The 17,387-nt window shown below is 68.7% G+C and carries 20 protein-coding genes; 12 read left to right on the top strand and 8 right to left on the bottom strand.

Annotated elements, in window-relative coordinates; genetic code table 11:
- Positions 1–10: 10 nt before the first annotated feature.
- Entirely contained in the window at positions 11–2,353 is a 2,343-nt protein-coding gene (locus tag ACODSY_RS05750) for a UvrD-helicase domain-containing protein (protein ID WP_488950704.1), read from the bottom strand.
- A gap of 74 nt (positions 2,354–2,427) precedes the next feature.
- Here ACODSY_RS05750 and ACODSY_RS05745 point away from each other — a divergent pair, with 74 nt between their 5' ends.
- From ACODSY_RS05745 to ACODSY_RS05735, 3 genes are all read left to right on the top strand, one after another.
- Positions 2,428–2,646 carry a hypothetical protein gene (locus ACODSY_RS05745; RefSeq protein ID WP_488950703.1) on the top strand — a complete coding sequence of 73 codons (219 nt, stop codon included), beginning with the start codon at positions 2,428–2,430 and terminating at the stop codon, positions 2,644–2,646.
- A 32-nt stretch (positions 2,647–2,678) separates the two neighbouring features.
- Positions 2,679–3,491, top strand: coding sequence for a LytR/AlgR family response regulator transcription factor (locus tag ACODSY_RS05740; RefSeq protein WP_488950702.1), 813 nt, complete (start codon positions 2,679–2,681; stop codon positions 3,489–3,491).
- Positions 3,492–3,568: 77 nt separating this feature from the next.
- Positions 3,569–4,300, top strand: coding sequence for a hypothetical protein (locus tag ACODSY_RS05735; protein ID WP_488950701.1), 732 nt, complete (start codon positions 3,569–3,571; stop codon positions 4,298–4,300).
- Here ACODSY_RS05735 and ACODSY_RS05730 read toward each other — a convergent pair.
- Positions 4,275–4,499 carry a ribbon-helix-helix domain-containing protein gene (locus ACODSY_RS05730; protein ID WP_488950700.1) on the bottom strand — a complete coding sequence of 75 codons (225 nt, stop codon included), beginning with the start codon at positions 4,497–4,499 and terminating at the stop codon, positions 4,275–4,277. The two genes, ACODSY_RS05735 and ACODSY_RS05730, sit on opposite strands and share 26 nt — an antisense overlap.
- A gap of 112 nt (positions 4,500–4,611) precedes the next feature.
- On the opposite strand from ACODSY_RS05730, the gene ACODSY_RS05725 reads away from it, so the two are divergent.
- Complete coding sequence (locus tag ACODSY_RS05725; RefSeq protein WP_488950699.1) at positions 4,612–5,370, top strand: Coq4 family protein; 759 nt, start codon at positions 4,612–4,614, stop codon at positions 5,368–5,370.
- Here ACODSY_RS05725 and ACODSY_RS05720 read toward each other — a convergent pair.
- On the bottom strand, positions 5,367–5,543 hold the full coding sequence (locus ACODSY_RS05720) for a DUF4169 family protein (RefSeq protein ID WP_488950698.1): 177 nt from the start codon (positions 5,541–5,543) through the stop codon (positions 5,367–5,369). The two genes, ACODSY_RS05725 and ACODSY_RS05720, sit on opposite strands and share 4 nt — an antisense overlap.
- Positions 5,544–5,599: 56 nt before the next feature.
- On the opposite strand from ACODSY_RS05720, the gene ACODSY_RS05715 reads away from it, so the two are divergent.
- Together ACODSY_RS05715 and ACODSY_RS05710 are read left to right on the top strand one after the other, a co-directional pair.
- Positions 5,600–5,836: a DUF2171 domain-containing protein gene (locus ACODSY_RS05715; protein ID WP_488950697.1), complete on the top strand. Its 237-nt coding sequence runs from the start codon at positions 5,600–5,602 to the stop codon at positions 5,834–5,836.
- Positions 5,837–5,908: 72 nt separating this feature from the next.
- Entirely contained in the window at positions 5,909–7,255 is a 1,347-nt protein-coding gene (locus ACODSY_RS05710; protein ID WP_488950696.1) for a M28 family metallopeptidase, read from the top strand.
- Positions 7,256–7,393: 138 nt separating this feature from the next.
- On the opposite strand, the gene ACODSY_RS05705 is transcribed toward ACODSY_RS05710, so the two are convergent.
- Together ACODSY_RS05705 and ACODSY_RS05700 are read right to left on the bottom strand one after the other, a co-directional pair.
- Positions 7,394–8,596, bottom strand: a complete 1,203-nt coding sequence (locus ACODSY_RS05705; protein WP_488950695.1) for a pyridoxal phosphate-dependent aminotransferase — start codon at positions 8,594–8,596, stop codon at positions 7,394–7,396.
- Positions 8,597–8,716: 120 nt separating this feature from the next.
- The gene (locus ACODSY_RS05700; protein ID WP_488950694.1) at positions 8,717–9,895 is read right to left on the bottom strand and encodes a calcium-binding protein; all 1,179 of its coding nucleotides are present in this window, start codon (positions 9,893–9,895) and stop codon (positions 8,717–8,719) included.
- Between the two features lie 125 nt (positions 9,896–10,020).
- Between ACODSY_RS05700 and ACODSY_RS05695 the strand changes: the two genes are divergently transcribed.
- The 4 genes from ACODSY_RS05695 (at position 10,021) to ACODSY_RS05680 (ending at position 14,161) form a co-directional block, all read left to right on the top strand.
- Positions 10,021–10,728, top strand: coding sequence for a TVP38/TMEM64 family protein (locus tag ACODSY_RS05695; RefSeq protein ID WP_488950693.1), 708 nt, complete (start codon positions 10,021–10,023; stop codon positions 10,726–10,728).
- Positions 10,725–11,342 carry a glutathione S-transferase family protein gene (locus tag ACODSY_RS05690; RefSeq protein ID WP_488950692.1) on the top strand — a complete coding sequence of 206 codons (618 nt, stop codon included), beginning with the start codon at positions 10,725–10,727 and terminating at the stop codon, positions 11,340–11,342. The genes ACODSY_RS05695 and ACODSY_RS05690 overlap by 4 nt, the downstream gene beginning before the upstream one ends.
- Positions 11,343–11,547: 205 nt before the next feature.
- Positions 11,548–13,128 (top strand): 2-isopropylmalate synthase, encoded by a 1,581-nt coding sequence (locus ACODSY_RS05685; RefSeq protein ID WP_488950691.1) that lies wholly within the window; start codon positions 11,548–11,550, stop codon positions 13,126–13,128.
- Positions 13,129–13,279: 151 nt separating this feature from the next.
- A complete protein-coding gene (locus tag ACODSY_RS05680) occupies positions 13,280–14,161 on the top strand; it encodes a DMT family transporter (RefSeq protein ID WP_488950690.1) in 882 nt (293 codons plus the stop codon).
- On the opposite strand, the gene ACODSY_RS05675 is transcribed toward ACODSY_RS05680, so the two are convergent.
- From ACODSY_RS05675 to ACODSY_RS05665, 3 genes are all read right to left on the bottom strand, one after another.
- Positions 14,158–14,376 (bottom strand): alkylphosphonate utilization protein, encoded by a 219-nt coding sequence (locus ACODSY_RS05675; protein ID WP_488951083.1) that lies wholly within the window; start codon positions 14,374–14,376, stop codon positions 14,158–14,160. The genes ACODSY_RS05680 and ACODSY_RS05675 overlap by 4 nt on opposite strands.
- A 151-nt stretch (positions 14,377–14,527) precedes the next feature.
- Positions 14,528–15,031, bottom strand: coding sequence for a molybdopterin-binding protein (locus tag ACODSY_RS05670; protein WP_488950689.1), 504 nt, complete (start codon positions 15,029–15,031; stop codon positions 14,528–14,530).
- 4 nt (positions 15,032–15,035) lie between these two features.
- A complete protein-coding gene (locus ACODSY_RS05665; protein ID WP_488950688.1) occupies positions 15,036–15,803 on the bottom strand; it encodes a TOBE domain-containing protein in 768 nt (255 codons plus the stop codon).
- 38 nt (positions 15,804–15,841) lie between these two features.
- Between ACODSY_RS05665 and modA the strand changes: the two genes are divergently transcribed.
- Positions 15,842–16,588 carry a molybdate ABC transporter substrate-binding protein gene (modA, locus tag ACODSY_RS05660; RefSeq protein ID WP_488950687.1) on the top strand — a complete coding sequence of 249 codons (747 nt, stop codon included), beginning with the start codon at positions 15,842–15,844 and terminating at the stop codon, positions 16,586–16,588.
- The gene (modB, locus tag ACODSY_RS05655) at positions 16,585–17,268 is read left to right on the top strand and encodes a molybdate ABC transporter permease subunit (RefSeq protein WP_488950686.1); all 684 of its coding nucleotides are present in this window, start codon (positions 16,585–16,587) and stop codon (positions 17,266–17,268) included. Before modA ends, modB begins: the two co-directional genes overlap by 4 nt.
- Positions 17,269–17,387 lie beyond the last annotated feature (119 nt).

The raw sequence follows: 17,387 nt of genomic DNA, 5'->3' as shown, positions 1-17,387 counted from the left end.
CGCAACGCCCTCACCCCTTCTCCACGAAGCTGTCGATGACCTTTTTCTCGCCGGCCTTGTCGAAGTTGACGGTCAGCTTGTTGCCTTCGACGCCGCGGACCGAGCCGTAGCCGAACTTCAGGTGGAAGACGCGGTCGCCGCGCTTGTAGGCGCTGGCGGCGGAGCTTTCCGAGACGGCGACCAGACGGCCGTCGCCTTCGATGACCTGTTGCCGGCCTGGGTGGCTGCCGCGGTACTGGTTGGCCTGGGCGCGGCGCCAGCCGGGGCTGTCGTAGCCGTTGCCGAACTTCGGATCCTCGTCCCAGCGGCTGCCGTGCTGCTGCATGCCGGGACCGCCGCCGTAGTAGCCGGTCTCGGAACTGGCCTCGACATTGGCCGGGGGCAACTCGTCGACGAAGCGGCTGGGAAGCTGGCTGGTCCAGCGGCCGTAGACCTGGCGGTTGGCGGCGAAGGAGATGCGCGCCTCCTCGCGGGCGCGGGTGATGCCGACGTAGGCCAGCCTGCGCTCCTCCTCGAGGCCCTTCTCGCCCTTCTCGTCCATGCTGCGCTGAGACGGGAAGACGCCTTCCTCCCAGCCCGGCAGGAAGACCAGCGGGAACTCCAGCCCCTTGGCCTGGTGCAGGGTCATGATCTGCACGCTGTCGGCCTGGGGGCCGCGTTCCAGGTCCATGACCAGCGAGACGTGCTCCAGATAGGCCTGGAGGTTCTCGTAGCCGCCCATCGACTGGACCAGTTCCTTGAGGTTCTCCAGTCGCCCCTGCGCCTGCGGAGAACGGTCCAGCTTCAGCATGTCGGTGTAGCCGCTCTCCTCCAGCACCGCCTCCATCAGGCGGGCGTGATGGATGTGCTCGGCCTGGCCGCGCCAGCGGTCGAGGTCGCGCAGGAAGTTGGCGAGCGAGGTGCGGGTCTTGGCCGCCAGTTCATCGGTCAGCACAAGTTGGCGCGCGGCCGTGCTTGCGGGGACGCCGTTCAGCCGCGCGATCTGCAGCAGCTTCTGGACCGTAGTGTCGCCGATGCCGCGCTTGGGCGTGTTGACGATGCGCTCGAAGGCCAGGTCGTCGTCCTCGGACTGGATCAGCCGCAGGTAGGCGATGGCGTCGCGGATCTCGGCCCGCTCGAAGAACCGCGGGCCGCCGATCACCACATAGGGGATCTGCAGCATCACGAACCGCTCTTCGAAGGCCCGCATCTGGAACGAGGCGCGGACCAGGATGGCGATGTCGCGGTACTTGCGCGCCGGCTTGTCGGTCGTGCCCCGCTTGGCGCGCTCGATCTCGTCGGCGATCAGGCGGCTCTCGGCCTCGCCGTCCCAGATGCCGCGGACCACGACCTTCTCGCCGCCCTCGCTCTCGGTCCACAGGGTCTTGCCCAGCCGGCCCTTGTTGGTGGCGATCAGGCCAGAGGCCGCGGCCAGGATGTGGCTGGTGGAGCGGTAGTTGCGCTCCAGCCGCACGACCTTGGCGCCCGGGAAGTCCCGCTCGAAGCGCAGGATGTTGTCCACCTCGGCGCCGCGCCACCCGTAGATCGACTGGTCGTCGTCGCCCACGCAGCAGAGGTTCTGGCTCTTCTGCGCCAGCAGCCGCAGCCACAGGTACTGGGCCACGTTGGTGTCCTGGTACTCGTCGACCAGCAGGTATTTGAAACGGTTGTGGTATTCGGCCAGGACGTCCGGCTGGCTGACGAAGATCGTCAGGTTGTGCAGCAGCAGGTCGCCGAAGTCGCAGGCGTTCAGGATGCGCATCCGCTCCTGGTAGAGCCGGTACAGCGCCTGGCCCTTTCCGTTGGCGAAGGCCTGGGCCTCGGCCGGCGGAAGCTGGTCGGGCCGCCAGCCGCGGTTCTTCCAGTGATCGATCAGGCCGGCCAGCGCCTTGGGCGTCCAGCGCTTGGTGTCGATGTTCTCGGCCTCCAGGACCTGCTTGATCAGCCGCTCCTGATCGTCGGTGTCGAGGATGGTGTAGTTCGATTTCAGGCCCACCAGCTCTGCGTGGCGGCGCAGGATCTGTGCCGCCACCGAGTGGAACGTCCCCAGCCAGCGCAGACCTTCGGCCGACGGGCCGATGATGTGGGCGATCCGCTCGCGCATCTCGCGCGCCGCCTTGTTCGTGAAGGTGACGGCCAGCAACTCCCACGGCTTGGCCCGGCCGCTGGCCAGGATGTGCGCCAGGCGCGTGGTCAGCACCTTGGTCTTGCCCGTGCCCGCGCCCGCCAGGACCAGCACCGGGCCGTCAACCGCCTCCACGGCGGCGCGCTGTTCGGGGTTCAGGCCGTCGAGATAGTCGGCCGGCCTGGCGTCGACGCGGGCGAGGTCGCTGATGCGGGTGGCGGGCAGGTCGGAAGATTCGAAAGAGGACATCGGAACATATGTAGCACAAAGGCTTGCCGGCTTAAGGGGGTGGAACGGCGCGGGCGACGATCCGTTTCGCGCAGATGGCCGAGCGCCGTCCCAATCCCTGGATCGCCTTCGCCGCGGGCGCCGTGGCGATGCTGGCCGTCCTGCTGCTCTGGTACGCCTGGCGGGGCCGTGACGACGTGGGCAAGGTGGCCGAGGCGGCGGTGAAGGCGGCCGACGCCGTGCCCGCGCTGGCGCCGCCCAAGCTGCCGGATGCGCCGCGCCTGCCTGACGCGCCCGTGCCGGTTCCGAAATGACCAAGCGGGCCGGCGCGCGCTAGAAGGCGCCCATGACCTCGCCCGCCGTTCCCCCGCCGATCGTCGGCGACCGCGCCGCGCGCCTCGCGGCTGCGATCGTGCTGGGGTGGTCCATCGTGGCCGTCCTGCTGGCGACGCAAGGGTATCTCACCAGCGACCGGAAGCAGCCGTGGTGGCCGTCGCTGGGCTATTCGTTCGCGATCTTCTCGATCTGGGCGGTGCTGACCGGGCCGATCCTCGCCGCCGTGCGGAGAATCGAAGGCTCGCCGTGGAGCCTGCCCTGGCGGGCCGGCGCCTACGGCTCCGGCGTTCTGTTGGTGTCGGCCCTGCATGTGGGCCTGTTCGTCCTGGTGTTCTGGCCCCTCTACAACGACAGCGGCCGCATCCCGACGCGCTGGGCGATGGGGGAGCGGATGTTCGTCCGCAACCTCGGGACCAATGTGGTCTTCTATGCCGCCATCGTCGCGCTGGGCTTTCTCGCCGTGCGCCGCGCGCGATCGGTCCAGTCTTCGGCCCCCGACGTCCTGCGCGCCCGCAGCCGCGGCGCGGTACGGATCGTGCCGCTGGCTGATGTGGAGTGGATCCAGGCCGCGGGGAACTATGCAGAGGCGCATACGGCAGGCGGTCCTGTGCTGCTGGACGAATCCCTGGCCTCGCTGGCGCAGCGCCTGCCCCGCGACCGGTTCGCCCGTATCCATCGGGGCGCCATCGTCAGCCTCGATCGCATCGCCGAGGTGCGCAGCCTGGGGCGCGGCGACGCCGAGGTGCTGCTGCGCTCGGGGCAGGGGCTGCGGCTCAGTCGCCGCTATCGCGACGCCCTCTCGGCCCTGCTGAACCGGCGCTGACCCGCTCGTCACGCCGGCGGTCCCGGTCGCGGATAGGGGCCTTCCGGAGCCGCCTCTCGCGGGCCATCCCGGCGGACATGAAACAGCTCCGCCTTTCCTTCCTCGCACTCGCCTTCGCCGCCGGCTTGACCGGCGAGCTTCACGCCGCCACGGCGCCGGCAGACGGCGTCTATGTCGTCGGCGCGATCCAGCGTCTGCACGCCACTGAGCCCTCGTTCACCTTCGATGACCTGCGCCGGATCATCTACGTGGTGAAGCCCGACGTCCTGGTTCTGGAGGTCCGCCCCGACGAACTGGCAGAGCGGAAGGAGACCCAGGGGCGGCCCGAATATCCCGCCGTCGTCTGGCCCTGGCTTGCCGCCCATCCCGTGATCGCCCTGCCGATGGAGCCGGGCGGCGAGGCCTTCAAGAACATGACCGGCGCCGCTGGCGCCATGTTCGGGGCGTTCGAGAAGGAGAAGCCACAGGCCGACGCCTATATGGCCAGCCTGGGGCGCTCGCTTTCCACGGCGTTGCAGGACCACTGGCGCCATCCGGCCGACGCCCACGACACGGTGACGATCGACCTCGTTCGCGCCCAAGGCCTGGCCCAGGCCTATCTGGGCGGGCCGCAGTTCGACGCCAGCCAGGCCGAGTGGGACGCCTACATGGTGGCCCGCGCGCGGGAGGCCATCGCCGCTAACCCCGGCAAGCGGATTCTGGTGCTGGCCAGTTATCGGAACCTGGGCGCGTTCAAGGAGGGCTTGAAAGGCGAGGCGCGACTGGTCGACATGCCGCCCTGGCTCAGGGCGACCCTGGAGCCCCGCTAGCGTAGCTGAGGGCCGCGATGCGGCAGGCCGAGGCAAGGGGCCGACCCTCGCGGCCCCGGTCGATGCTGACGATCAGCCCTGCCAGGCTGGAGCCGCGCACGTTCGCCATCTCGTCAAGCACGGCCCAGAATTCCGGTTCGAGCGCGATGGATGTCGCGTGCCCCGATAGAAGGAAGGAGCGCTTTTTCAGGCTGGCCATAGCGGTATCTTTATAAAGTTGACGCCATGTTCAACCAGCCTCTTGTCAAAAGATGACGGGGGCGTCATTTTTGAAGCTGTAGGCTTCGACAGGATTTCCCCTCCCTATGGCCATGACCGCCGACACCGCCGATTTCCGCCCCGAGACGCGGATGATTTCCACCAAGCTCGAATGGGGTCATGCGCTGAAGTCGCTGCAGCGCCTGCTGGCCGACAAGGAAGACACCCGCCAAGTTTTCGAAATCATGCGGGCGCTGAATGGCTCTTCCACGGCCAAGGGCTACCAGAAGCTGCTGACCACCGTCGACGGCGGCCGGATGGCTTACGAGCGCAAGGAATTCGCCGACAGGCTCATGGACGACGCCTGGCTCGACGGCCTGCCAGAGGGCAGCGTCGGCGCAGCCTACCGCAGCTTCATCCGCTCCGAGAACCTTTCGGCTGAAGGCCTGGCGGACGTCAGCCGAGAGGGCCGCAACGACATCGACGAGCCGCACCCTTACGCCTGGTTCGGCCGCCGCACGCGCGACGTCCACGACATCTGGCACATCCTGTCGGGCTACCACCGCGACGCGCTGGGCGAGGCCTGCCTCGTGGCCTTCTCGTACGCTCAGACCAAGGGCCTCGGCTGGGCGCTGATCGCGCTTGGGGCCGCCAGCCGCTCGCGCAAGGACAAGAGCCAGCCCTACGTGAAGGCGATCTGGCAGGGCTACAAGCGCGGCAAGGCCGCCAGCTGGCTGCTGGGCGAGGACTACGAGCGCGTGATGCGCGAGCCGCTGGAGGCCGCCCGCAAGCGCCTCGGCATCACGCCGCCCACCATCTACGATTCGATCCCCGCCGAGGTTCGCGACGGCGCCGTGCCCAAGGCCGCCTAGTCCTCGCGCTTCTTGCCGTCCAGCTCGCGGCGGGCTCGCTCGGCGTCCAGCCGGGCGATGGCCTTCTGCCCCTTGGTCTGACCGAACTTCGCGCGGTTCTCCGTCGCTTGCGCCCTGCCGTCGGCGCGGGCCTTGGCCTTGCGGGCTTTGTTCAGGTTGATCAGCTCGGCCATAGAAACCCCGGCGCGCGACACTCGTTACCCGTCCCACTGATGACGAGGAGACGAGTATGATCCAGGCCTCTCAAATTCGCGAGCATATGGAAGTCGTCGGGTCCGATGGCGGCCATGTCGGCAAGGTCGACCATGTGATGGGCGACGAGATCGAACTGGCCAAGCTGGACCTCGGTTCGGGCCTCAAGCACCATATGATCCCGCTCACCTGGGTGGAAATGGTCGACGACGACAAGGTCCGTTTGAACCTGACCAAGGACGCAGCCAAGGCCGGCTGGCGCGAGAAGCACTAGCGGTCGGCGCGTCTGCCTTGACAGGCTGATCGCCCCATCGGAACCCTCGGCGCTCACAGCCGGGGGTTTCCGTTGAAGTCTGTTGTCTCGCTCGCGGTGGCGGCGTGCCTCGCCGCCGCGCCATTCGCCTCGTCTGCCGCGCCCAAGGTCTGCGCCGATTGCGTGAAGGCGAATATGGAGGTCCTGACCGGCGACGCCCTGCGCGGCCGCGCCTGCGGGACCGAGGAAGAGAACGCCGCGGCGCGGTTCGTGGCCGGCAAGCTGAAATCCTATGGCGTGAAGGGCGCGGCGGCCGACGGCGGCCTGCTGCAGCGGGTCGATTTCCGCGTGCCCACCTACGCCGCGCGCCCGACGCTGACGGTGGGGGCGATGCGGCTCGCCCAGGGCGAAGGGATCGTCATCATGACGCCCGCGCCCGAGGTGTCAGGCGAGATCGTGGTGATGGGCGTGACCGCCGACCCGCCCGCGGCGGCCGGGAAGGTGGTGGTGCTTGACGCCGCCTTCGATCCGCGTGTCGCCGGACCGCTGTTCAAGGCCGGCGCCCGCGCCGTGGTCGCGCTGGCGCCCGACTCCATCGCCGCCGCCTGGGGTGAATTGGCCGACCGCCCGCCCCCTGGCGCGGCGCTCGTCGGCGCCGAGACGGCGACACCGTCCCGCACGGTGGTGTTCGCCAGGCCGGAGGCCTACGCGGCCTTGCGCGGGGCGGCAGGCCAAACGGCCACGGTCGCCGCGCCGCGCGGCGAGCCCGTGACCAGGACCACCTACAATGTCCTGGGCGTAATCCCCGGCAAAGCCGCCGACGCCGGGGCTCACGCCATCCTGCTGACCGCTCACTACGACCATGTCGGCGTGCGCGACGGAAAGATCTATCGGGGCGCCAACGACGACGCCTCGGGTACGGCCGCCGTGCTCGAGCTGGCCCGCGTGCTGGCCAAACAGAGGCCTTCGAAGCGCACGGCCCAATTCGCGCTGTTCGGTTGCGAGGAGGCTGGGGGCCACGGGGCCGCATACTTCCTGGCCCACCCGCCTCTGCCGCTGAGCGACATCGCCGCGAACCTGGAGTTCGAGATGATCGGCTTGCCGGACCCGCAGCGCCCCAAGACCTTGATGCTGACCGGCTGGGAGCGTTCGAACCTCGGGCCGACGCTGCAGGCGCAAGGCGCGGACATCGGGCCCGACCTCTACCCGGAGCAGAACTTCTTCCAGCGCTCCGACAACTACCAGCTCGCCCTGAAAGGCGTGGTCGCCCAGACCGTCAGCGCCTGGCCCACGCCGCCGACCTATCACGACGCGACGGACGACCTGGCCCACATCGACCTGCCGTTCATGACCCAGGTGATCCAGTCGATGGTGGCGCCGGTGCGGTGGCTGCTGAACAGCGACTTCCGGCCCGAGTGGAATGCTGGGATGAAGCCCTAAGTCCCTCCCTTAATGGGGAGGGACAGATCGCGGAGCGAGCAGGGTGGGGGATAGTCGAGCAGGCTCAGGGTCCGGTCGTGGCTTCCCCACCCGTCTCGCTGCGCTCGCCACCCTCCCCATTAGGGGGACGGAGATTTCCTACTTCAAGTTGGCGCAGAAGCGCTGGATGCGCGCGCAGGCGTCTTCCAGCACGCTGTTCGCCGTGGCGTAGCTGATGCGGAAATGCGGGGAGAGGCCGAACGCCGCGCCGTGCACCACCGCCACGCCTTCGGTCTCCAGGAGCTCGACCGCGAAATCCGCGTCGGACTGGATGACCTTGCCCGACGGCGCGGTCTTGCCCAGGAGCCCGGCGCACGACGGGTAGACGTAGAACGCGCCTTCCGGCGTCGGGCACTGGATCCCGTTGGCTTGGTTCAGCATCGACACGACCAGGTCGCGCCGTTCCTCGAACAGCTTGGCGTTCGGCTTGATGAATGCCTGAGTGCCGTTCAACGCCTCGACCGCCGCCCATTGCGAGATGGAGGCGGGGTTGGACGTGGTCTGGCTCATGACCTTGGCCATGGCCTTGATCAGGGGCTCGGGGCCGGCGGCGTAGCCGATCCGCCAGCCGGTCATGGCGTAGGCCTTACTGACGCCGTTCATGGTCAGGGTGCGGTCGTAGAGCGCCGGCTCCACCTGGGCGATGGTCGAGAACTCGAAGTCGCCGAACACGAGGTGCTCGTACATGTCGTCGGTCAGGATCCAGACATGGGGATGGCGCAGCAGCACCTCGGCCAGGGCCTTGAGCTCGGCGCGGGTGTAGGCAGCGCCGGAAGGGTTCGAGGGCGAATTCAGCAGGATCCACTTGGTCTTCGGCGTGATCGCCTTTTCCAGGTCGGCCGGCTGCAGCTTGAAACCGGTCTCGGCGCTGGTCGGCGCGGCCACGGGCACGCCCCCCGCCAACAGCACGATGTCCCAGTAGCTGACCCAGTAGGGGGTCGGCACGACGACTTCATCGCCGGGGTTCAGGGTGGCGATCATGGCGTTCCAGATCACCGGCTTGCCGCCCGGCGACACGTTCACCTGCGTGGTCTTGTAGCTGAGGCCGTTCTCGCGCTGGAACTTGGCGACGATGGCTTCCTTCAGCTCGGGGATGCCGTCGACGTTGGTGTACTTCGTCTTGCCCTCTCGGATGGCCTTGATGGCCGCTTCCTTGATGTTGTCGGGCGTGTCGAAGTCGGGCTCGCCAGCGGCCAGGCCGATCACGTTTTTCCCCTGGGCCTTCAGCTCGCGGGCTTTGGCGTCGGCCGCCAGGGTGGCGGACGGCTTCACGCGAACAAGCGCGGCGGATTCCAGGGACATGTGGAGTAGGCTCCCGGCTGAGGTTTTCGGAACGGCGCGGGTTTAACCCATGCTGCGCCGCATTCAAACCCGCCGAGAGCCTCTCTCTCCAGAGCCAGTCTGTCCGAGCAGGACCCCGCCTCAGACGAAGTTTGTCAGGCCGATGTCGGCGAGGCTGCGGCCCGTCAGCAGGATCGAGACGTCGGCCCCGTCGGCCGGGTCGCCGGTGTCGGCGAAGACATAGACGTCGTTCCCCACCTGGGCCGCCACATAGACCGCGCCGGCCGCCGAGATGTGCTCGTTGGCGATCGACAGGGCCGTGGCGTAGTCGCTGGCCACGAACTCGGAATAGCTGCGTGGCAGGATCGAGCTGTCGGTCAGGATGCTGACCGCCGCGAAGTGGAGCTGGTCGCCGGCTTCCCAGTCGCGGATCTCGCCGTCGACGATCTCGCGAGGGTCGGCCTTGGCGACGATCTCGAAGCGGTCCTTGCCCTCTCCGCCGAACATCAGGTCCTTGGCCGAGCTGCCGGCCACGATGGTGTCCGCGCCCGCACCGCCATCCATGGTCGCGGCGATCGCGCCCTGGCTGACGAGTTGGTCCTCGCCGTCGCCGCCGACCAGGATGTTGGGGTCGAACCCGCCGCTCAACGTGTCGTTCCCGGCGCCGCCCACCAGGGTGTCCCAGCCCATGCCGCCGAACAGTTCGTCGTCGCCGAGGTCGCCCGACAGGTAGTCGTTCCCGTCGCTGCCGCCGATGAAGTCGTTCCCCTGGCCGCCCAGCAGGGTGTCGTCGCCCGCGCCGCCGACGATGTCGTCGTTGCCGAGGTTGCCGTTGGCCCAGTCGCCGGCCTCGCCTGCGACGCCGCGGCCGGTGTGGATCGTGTCGTCGCCCTGGCCGCCGTAGACGCTGTCCCCGCCTTCGCCGCCCGCCAGGGTGTCGTTCCCGGCATTGCCCTGCAGCACGTCGCGGCCCGCGCCGCCCTCGAGGCTGTCGGCGCCCGGGCCGCCGTAGAGGCCGTCGTCGCCTGCCGAGCCTGTCGCGCGGTCCTCGGCCGCGTCGCCGATGTAGAGCCTGGAGCCGTCCGCCATCACCAGCCCGCCGGTCTTGGAGAGCTGGACCAGGTCGGTCGAGAACGCCACCGTGCGCCCCTCGTAGGTCACGAAGATCCGCGGGACCTCGGGCGTCAGCGCCAGCGGGTCGTACGACTGGTAGACCACGCTCACCGTCCGGCCGGGACCGCCGTTGAAGGTCAAGGTGTCGCCGGCCTTGATCGCGAGCGCCTGCGCGGCGGTGATCGTATCGAACGCGTATTCGAGCAAGCGCGGTCTCCAGGTCGCTCGGCGGGAGCGTGACCTTAACCATGTTGCGTAAAAACGCAACTTGCAAAAACGCAAGGCGAGCGCGCCTTGACCGTGACACACGAACACGCGACCCCTCGCGCGGAATGCGCCGCTTCTTCGCCTTCCTGTCCAACCTCGACGCCCAGGCCTGGCGGACGCTGCTGGTCTCGTTCGTGCTGTTCGGCGGCGTCGGGGTGGTGTTCTTCTTCGGCGCCCAACTCCTGGGGTTCGACGGGGAACGAACGCTGGAGGGCTGGCTGGGGGCGGCGAGGGGGCCGTGGTCGCTGCCGGTGGCGGTGGCGGCGTTCGCGGCCCTGGCGTTCGTCGGCACGCCGCAGATCGTGCTGATCGCCGCGGCGGTGGTGGCCTTCGGGCCGCAGACGGGCGCGCTCTACAGCTGGATCGGCACCATGGTTTCGGCGCTGGTGGGCTTCTACCTCGGGCGCTCGGCGGGGGCGAAGACCCTGGATCGCTTTTCCGGGCCCGCGGTGCAGCGGTTCATGCGGCTGGTGGGCGAGAACGGCTTCCTGGCCAGCCTGATCGTGCGGCTCGTGCCGTCGGCGCCGTTCATCGTGGTCAACATGGCGGCCGGGGTCACGCCGATGCGCGCCCTGCATTTCATCGCCGGGACCGGGATCGGCATCGTGCCCAAGATCGTGCTGACCGCCTATGCCGGCGCCTCGATCGTGCAGCTCATGAAGGGCGAGATCTCCGGCCACTGGCTGGAACTGGCCCTCGTCGCGGCCATATGGCTGGCTATCGGCTGGTTCGCGCGGCGCTGGTTGCAGCGGCGCGGAAAGGGTGAGGGATGATCCGCCTGTTCTATTCGCTGGGCTCGTGCTCGCTGGCCTCGCACATCGCGCTGGAAGAGGCCGGGGCCACGTACGAGGCCGTCCGCACGAACGTGCGCGAGAAGGCCAACCTCACGCCCGAGTACCTGGCGATCAACCCCAAGGGGCGCGTGCCGGCCCTGGTGACCGACCAGGGCGTCCTGACCGAGACCGTTGCGATCCTGGCCTGGGTCGCGCAGGTGTTTCCCGACGCCGCGCTGGCTCCGGCCGATCCGTGGTCCTTCGCGCAGGCTCAGGCGTTCAACAGCTATCTGGCCTCCACGGTCCATGTGGCCCACGCCCACCGCCACCGCGGCTACCGCTGGGCGGACGAGGAGAGTTCGTTCGAGGACATGCGCCGCAAGGTCCCGCAGACGATGACGGCCTGTTTCCAGCTGATCGAGGACGAGTTCCTCAAGGGCCCGTTCGTGCTGGGCGAGGCCTTCTCCATCTGTGACGGCTACCTCTTCACCATCGCCGACTGGCTGGAGGGCGACGGCGTCGATCCCCGGCAATTTCCCAAGGTTTATGCGCATCGTGAGCGGATCCGGGTGCGACCGTCTGTCAGCAAGGTTCTTGCCGAAGAGGCGGCGTAAGGCCGCGCCGCGCGCAAGATGCTTGCCCCGAAGCGCCCGTTTCGCTAGAGACGCCGCCATGCGCACGCGGCTCGACAGCCTGCTTCTTCTCTCGCTGGGGCTTAGCCGCCCCTGGGCGCCTCTCTAGGCACGCGCATCTTCGCGGCCGGGCGACCAGGGGTCTGACACCTCCGTCCCCAACGAAAACACCGCGAAGAGACCGAACATGACCAACCCCGTCCCCGCGAACGCCGACACCGCCGGCCGCGACCGCGTCATCGTATTCGACACCACCATGCGCGATGGCGAGCAATCGCCCGGCGCATCCATGTCGCACGAGGAAAAGCTGGAGCTGGCCAAGATCCTCGAGGACATGAAGGTCGATGTGATCGAGGCGGGCTTCCCAATCGCTTCGAACGGCGACTTCGAAGCCGTCCGCGCCATCTCCGAGATCGTTACCGAGAGCGTCGTCTGCGGCCTGGCCCGCGCCGGCATGGCCGACATCGAACGCTGCGCCGAGGCGGTCCGAAAGGCCAAGCGCGGCCGGATCCACACGTTCCTGTCGACGAGCCCGTCGCACCGCGACCACATCCTGCACGCCAGCCAGGAAGACATCCTGGAGATGATCACCAAGTCGGTGACCCACGCCCGCAACCTGTGCGGCGACGTGGAGTGGTCGGCCCAGGACGCCACGCGCACCGAGCAGGACTTCCTGCGCCGCTGCGTCGACGCCGCGATCAAGGCGGGGGCCACCACGATCAACCTGCCGGACACCGTGGGCTACAGCTATCCCAGCGAATACGCCGACATGTTCCGCGACATCATCCAGAACGTTGACGGCGCCGACCGGGTGATCTTCTCGACCCACTGCCACAACGACCTGGGCCTTGCCGTGGCCAACAGCCTGGCCGGCGTCCAGGGCGGCGCGCGTCAGGTGGAGGTGGCCGTCAACGGCATCGGCGAGCGGGCGGGCAATGCGGCGCTGGAAGAGATCGTCATGGCCCTGCGCGTGCGCGGCGACACTCTGCCCTACTACACGGGCGTGGAGACCCAGCACATCACCCGCGCCAGCCGCTACGTCTCTGCGATCACCGGCTTCCCGGTGCAGTTCAACAAGGCGATCGTCGGCAAGAACGCCTTCGCCCACGAGAGCGGCATCCACCAGGACGGGATGCTGAAGGACCGCGGCACCTACGAGATCATGACGCCGGAATCGGTGGGCCAGGCCCAGTCGAACCTGGTCATGGGTAAGCACTCGGGCCGCCACGCCTTCCGCGAGAAGCTGAAGGACCTGGGCTACGAGCTGGGCCAGAACGCGCTGAACGAGGCTTTCCAGCGTTTCAAGGACCTGGCCGACAAGAAGAAGCACGTCTTCGACGACGACATCATCGCCCTCGTGGACGACGCCCTGGCCAGCAGCGCCGACAAGGTCCAGGTCAAGCACCTGCGGGTGATCGCCGGCACCGAGGGGCCGCAGGAAGCCTTCCTGACCGTCACCATCGATGGCGACGAGAAGTCGGCCAACGCCACCGGCGACGGCCCGGTGGACGCGGTGTTCAACGCCATCCACGCCGTGGTGCCGCATGATGCGATCCTGCGCCTGTTCCAGGTGCACGCGGTGACCGAGGGCACCGACGCCCAGGCCCAGGTCTCGGTCCGTCTCGAGGACGACGGCCGCATCGCCACCGGCTCGGCGGCGGACACCGACACCCTGACGGCGTCGGCCAAGGCCTATGTCAACGCGCTCAACAACCTCTTCGCGAGGAAGGAAAAGAGCGCGCCGGGCAAGGTCGCCAGCGGGTTCTGATCCAAGCATCGAGTCGTCATGGCCGGGCTTGACCCGGCCATCCATCAGCACCTGATCGTCGCGACCTCGCGCGAGCCGTCCGGCCGCGTGGGTCCCGGCTCGGCCTGCGCGGCTTCGCCGCTCCGTTGGCCGGGATGACGGATTTTACCAAATGCTCTGGATCCTCCTGACCATCGTGGCGGCGCCGCTGCAGGTGGCTCGCAACGCGATGCAGCGCGGGCTGGTGGCCGACGCCGGCCCGTGGGGCGCGACCCTGGTCCGCTTCCTGTTCGGCCTGCCGTTCTCCATCGCCATCTTCGCGGCGGTGTTCATGGTGACGCCCGCCGCGCAGCCGCACTGGACCTCCACCTTCTGGGCGGGCGCGGTCATCGGGGCGATCGCCCAGGTGTCAGCCACCGCCATCCTGCTCATGGCCATGAGCCGCGCGGGCTTCGCCGTCGCCACCATGCTGCAGCAGTCGTCCCTGCCACTGGCGGCGATCATGGGCTGGCTGGTGCTTGGCGACGCCCTCAGCCCCGGCGTCTGGCTTGGCGTCGGCGTGGCGACCGCGGGCCTGATCGTGCTGTCGTGGCCGCGGCATGGCCACGGCAAGGCCGACCTCGCCGGCGCGCTGCTGGGCCTGGCGTCCGGCGCGGCGTTCGCGGTGGCGTTCAACGGCTTCCGCGAGGCCGGCCGCGCCTTGGATCCCGCCCATCCGATCTTCTCCGCGACCGCGGCGCTGGTGGTGGCCCAGGCGATGCAGTCGCTCACGCTGACGACAATCCTGGCGGCCACCCGGCCTCAGGCGCTCAAGGCGGTGACCGGCGCCTGGCGCTCGTCGCTGGCCGCGGGCTTCTTCGGCTCGGCCGCCTCAGCCTGCTGGTTCGGCGCCCTGGCCTTGGCGCCGGCCGCGCCGGTGCGCGCGGTGGGCCTGATCGAGGGGCCCATCGCCGCCGCGGTGGGCCGCAAGCTGTTCCGGGAGAAGCTCCACCTGCGCCAGTGGGTCGGGGGCGGACTGACCGCGGCGGGCCTGCTGCTCTGCGCCCTGGGCTAGTTCTTCTTCACGAACTCGGCGCGCAGGACGAGGCCCTTGATGGTCTCGTGCCGACAATCGATCTCCTGGGCGTCGCCGGTCAGGCGGATCGAACGGATCACCGTGCCGCGCTTCAGGGTCTGGCCGCCCGCGCCCTTGACCTTGAGGTCCTTGACCAGGGTGACGCTGTCCCCGTCGGCCAGCAGTTTGCCGACCGCGTCCCGCACCTCGACCACGCCTGCCGCCCGCGCCCGCTCGGCCGCCTCGGCGGCGCTGATCCATTCGCCCGTGGCCTCGTCATAGACAAAGTCGTCGTCGCCGCTCATGCCGTCCTCCCCGCCGTTGTCGCGGGCGGGATTAGAGGGTTCGCCGGCGCGGGGCCAGCGGCTAGTGAGAATGCTGCGCGCCGCCGCCTCCGCCGAGGTTCACCACCTCGATGGACGTGACCCATCGTGCGCCGCGCGCCGGACGCAGGTCGCCCTCGGCAACCACCTTGAACGGCCCGTCCTTGTCGCTGAGCGCAGCACCGTCGGCCTTGTCGGCCAGGATGACGCGGTTGGGCCGGGTGCCGGGATCCAACTCCGCGAGACCGTAGACCACCGCATAGCCGTCCGAAGCCCGCACAACCACGGCGTTGGCCAGCGCGTGGCCGCGCAGGTCCTTGCCGGTTGGAACGCCCGCCTTGGCCAGCACCGCGATCAGCAGCGGCCCCTCGTAGGTGTGCTTCTGCCCGTGCGCCTCGAACAGGAAGCTCACGCGCGGCAGCTTGGCGACGTCGGCGGCGGTCAGCGTGGCGGTCTGGCCGGATGGGCCCTTGAGCGCGAGCGTCTGCGCCTGGACGGCGAGGGGCGCAGCAGCCATCGCCGACGAGATCAGCAGGGTGCGCAGCATCGGGCTACTCCACGGCAAGGATGACGTGGGGGGCCTTGATGAGGGCCGTGACCCGGTCCCCCGGCGCGAGGTCCAGCGCGTTGGCGCTCTCGAGGGTCACGGTTGCGACCAGGGTCTTGCCGCTGGCGATGTCGAGGCGAACCTCGCTGTTGACCGCGCCGTCTTCGCGCGCTTGCACGACGCCTGCGATCTGGTTGCGCGCCGATGTCCGCAAGCCTTCGCCCTTGGCCAGGATGACGAAGCTTGACTGGATCAGGGCGATTGCCGGCTTGCCGACGGCCAATCCAAGGTCATCGACGCTTTGAGCCGTGACGACCGCGACGAGCTCGAGGCCGTCGCCCAGGCGCAAGGTCACCTCGGTGTTGACCGCTCCGGCCGTAATCGCGACGACTCTTCCGAGGAGCGCGTTGCGGGCGCTGGTCTTCATGCCGAGGCTCCAGAACATGTCGGTGGCGAGGTCCTGATCCAGACGCGCGAGCGCCGCGTCCATTTCGGCCTGGAGCCGCTGGAACGCCAAAAGCGCTGTTCGGCCCTCTTCGGTGAGTTGCGCAGCGCCGCCCGCCCTTCCGCCCGGCGCCGCCAGGATCAACGGCCGGTCGAAGAGGTTGTTGAGGGCCTGAACGGCATCCCATGCCGCCTTGTAGGAGAGGCCGACCGTGCGGGCGGCGGCGCTTATCGAGCCGAATTGGCCGATGGCTTCCAGCAATGCCGCGCGGGCGAGCGCCACCCGGGGAAGGCCCGGCCGCTCTAACGTGACGTTGGCGCTGAGCATGCTTCACTCCGTTATGTAGTATGAGTACATAACGCCACATGCGTCTCGCAACATTCCTTTCCCTGATCCTCGTGGCCGCATCGGTGGCAACCTCCGCCTTCGCTGCGGAGGTGAAGGTGGCGGTGGCCGCGAACTTCACCGAGCCGGCCAAGGAGATCGCCGGGCGGTTCAAGGTCCGGACTGGCCACGACGCCGTGCTGAGCTTCGGCTCGTCCGGCCAGTTCTACGCCCAGATCGCCAATGGAGCGCCGTTCGAGGTCTTCCTGTCGGCGGACCGGGAGCGGCCAGAGAAGGCCGAGGCTGAAGGCCTGGGCGTGGTGGGCAGCCGCTTCACCTACGCCGTCGGGCGGCTGGTGCTCTATTCGAAGACGCCAGGCTTGGTGGACCCCCGCGGCGCGGTGCTGAAAGGCGGCCGGTTCGCGAAGATCGCCATCGCCGATCCCAAGACGGCGCCCTACGGGTTGGCCGCGGTGGAGACCCTGAAGAAGCTCGGCGTCTACGAGGCGCTCGCGCCCAAGCTGGTGAAGGGGACTTCGATCACCCAGGCCTATCAGTTCGTCGACACCGGCGCGGCCGAGTTGGGTTTCGTGGCGCTCTCGCAGGTGGTCGCGGTGAAGGGCGGCTCGCGCTGGATCGTGCCGGCGGCCGACCACACCCCCATCGACCAGCAGGCGGTGCTGCTGAAGACCGGTGCGAACGCCCCCGCGGCCAAGGCGTTCATGGCCTTCCTCAAGGGCTCCGAGGCGAAGGCGATCGTCCGCAAGTACGGCTACGAGGTTCCTTGACCGGCTTCCTCGACATCGTCTGGCTGACGCTCAAGCTGGCGGGCGTCACCACCCTGATCCTGCTCGCGCTCTCGACGCCGCTGGCCTGGTGGCTGGCGCGCTCCCGCGGCTGGAAGGCCGAGGTGGTCGGCGCGCTGGTGGCGCTGCCCATCGTGCTGCCCCCGACCGTGCTTGGCTTCTACCTTCTGATCGCCCTGGGCCCGAACAGCGTGCTGATGGCGCCGCTGCAGGCGCTGGGCGTGCGCACGCTGGCCTTCACCTTCGAGGGTCTGGTGATCGGTTCGGTGATCTATTCGCTGCCGTTCGCCGTGCAGCCGCTGCGCAACGCGTTCCGCGAGGTGGGCGACGACAACCTCGACGCCGCGGCCACCCTGGGCGCCACGACCTGGCAGGCCTTCTGGCGCGTGGCCCTGCCGCTCTCGATTCCCGGCTATGTGGTGGCCGCGATCCTCACCTTCGCCCACACGATCGGCGAATTCGGCGTGGTGTTGATGATCGGCGGCGGCATCCCGGGAACCACCAACGTGCTTTCGATCGAGATCTTCAAGGCGGTCGAGGCGCTCGAATGGGATCGCGCGCACGCCATGGCGGCGCTGCTGGCGGCCTTCGGCTTCGCGGTCGTACTGACCCTTCTGCGGCTGGAGCGACGTGTCTCCGTGCCCCCGCTCAACGAGCGGTAGACCCATGTTTTGCCGGCTGCTTCGGAAAAAGGGCGATTCCGCGGCGATGCGCCACTGGGGTTTTCGCGCGCGACGCGAAAGCGCATACGTCTCATTAAGCCTTGAAATGGCTAATTCGT

The sequence above is a fragment of the Phenylobacterium sp. FG114 genome, from assembly GCF_057809855.1.
The sequence above is the reverse complement of the archived record's forward strand: the minus strand, read 5'-3'. Positions and strand labels throughout refer to the sequence as shown.